This is a genomic window from Anaerospora hongkongensis (genome assembly GCF_004339805.1).
GTDB lineage: Bacteria > Bacillota > Negativicutes > Sporomusales > DSM-15969 > Anaerospora > Anaerospora hongkongensis.
The window spans coordinates 1-1,985 of record NZ_SLUI01000031.1; the positions used below are offsets into that span (position 1 = coordinate 1).

A 1,985-nucleotide genomic window follows, 5' to 3' on the forward strand; every position below is an offset into this window, starting at 1 on the left:
CAGACCGACTTTGCCCAAAAGGATAAAACCGAGAAGAAAGAAGCTGCCAGTGCCCAGACCAGCGAAGGCAAACTGGCCGTAGCAGCGGCAGTCGGAGTGAACCTGTCCGACAGCAGCGCTGTAGCCGCTACTCCGGATGGCGTGACCATTAAAGCAGGCGGCAAATTTGGCGTCACGGCAGCGAATGAAACGGATGCCAAAGCGGCAGGAGACGGTTCAGCCGGTGGCAGAATTGGCACCGATAAAGACGGCAAGCCGGTAACGGGCACAGCGACCATAGGTATAGGGGCAGGCGTCGCCATTAACACGGTAACGGCTACCACCAGCGCGAGCATCGGAGCCGCTGACCATGAAGCAGGCAGCGTAGAAGTACAAGCTGTTGCCCATAAAGAAGGCAATATCGCGCAGAGCAGCGATTTCAAAGCAGAAGCAGTTTCGGGTGCAGCTGGTGGCAAAGTAGGGTTAGCGGGTTCGTTTGCCTTAAACAGCGTGACAAGTACTGCAACGGCCGAAATTAAAGACGGGGCAACGATCGCTGTTCATCAGGATGCTGAGAATATTGGTTCTGTAACTATTGAAGCAGAAAATAGAACAACCCGCAGTGCCAGCGCTACGCCGCAGGGCAAAGGGGCGAGCGGCGGCAGCTTAGGCATGGGAGCATCGGTAGCCTTGAATCTGGGAAGCAACAGCGCCCTGGCGAAAATAGCAGGTGGAGCGGATGTGACCGGAGCAGGCGACGTAAGCTTAGCGGCAGCCGGATTCCATACCATTACGACCAAAGCGGAAGCAGGAGCTTCCGGCGGCATTGCCCTCACTCCGGTTGTAGCCATGAACAGTGTAGATAACCAGGCAACGGCAATCGTTGAAAAACGGACAGGCAGTGCCGGAGAAGTTGCCGAAAACCTGTTGACTGTCGGCAGCTTAAGCGTGAGTGCTACCAATAGCGCTACCGGTGTGACCGAGGCCAAAGGGGCAGCGGACGGAGCGAAAGCAGCCATCGGGGCGGCAGTAGCGATCAACATCGCCAATGACAAAGCCTTTGCGACGACCGGCAGAAACATCACCGCCAGTGGCGATGTGGTCTTTCATGCAGATAACCAAAGCAAAACCGAGGCTAATGCCATCGCAAGTGCGGCAGGGGGCACCCCGGCCAAAGACGATGGCAGTGCGTCCAACGGGAAAAACGTAGACAGCTTGGTCAAAGAACAGACGGACTTTGCCCAAAAGGATAAAACAGAGAAGAAAGAAGCAGCCAGTGCCCAGACGAGCGAAGGCAAGCTGGCCGTAGCAGCAGCAGTCGGGGTCAACCTGTCGGATAGCAGTGCGGTAGCAGCCACTCCGGATGGCGTGACCATCAAAGCAAGCGGTAAATTCGGCGTGATTGCAGCGAACGAAACGGATGCGAAAGCCGCAGGAGACGGTTCAGCCGGCGGCAGAATCGGCACCGATAAAGACGGCAAGCCGGTAACGGGCACAGCGGCCATAGGTATAGGGGCAGGCGTCGCCATTAACACGGTAACGGCTACCACCAGCGCGAGCATCGGAGCCGCTGATCATGAAGCAGGCAGCGTAGAAGTACAAGCAATTGCCCATAAAGAAGGAGACAGTGCCCAAAGCAGTGACTTCACAGCAGAAGCAGTTTCTGGTGCAGCCGGCGGGAAAGTAGGCTTAGCGGGATCCTTTGCCTTAAACAGCGTGACCAGTACTGCAACGGCCGAAATTAAAGATGGGGCGACGATCGCTGTTCATCAGGATGCTGAGAATACTGGTTCTGTAACTATTGAAGCAGAAAACAGAACAACCCGCAGTGCCAGCGCTACGCCGCAGGGCAAAGGGGCGAGCGGCGGCAGCTTAGGCATGGGAGCATCGGTAGCCCTGAATCTGGGCAGCAATAGTGCCCTAGCGAAAATAGCAGGCGGAGCGGATGTGACCGGAGCAGGTGATGTAAGCTTAGCGGCAACGGGAGTGCATACCATCACGACCAA

General features: G+C 56.5%; 1 protein-coding gene. It reads left to right on the forward strand.

Features of this window, described 5'->3' with window-relative positions; all coding sequences use genetic code 11:
• Nucleotides 1-1,985 (forward strand): hypothetical protein (locus tag EV210_RS22395; RefSeq protein ID WP_207900811.1); only part of this gene is annotated, 1,985 nt, incomplete at both ends.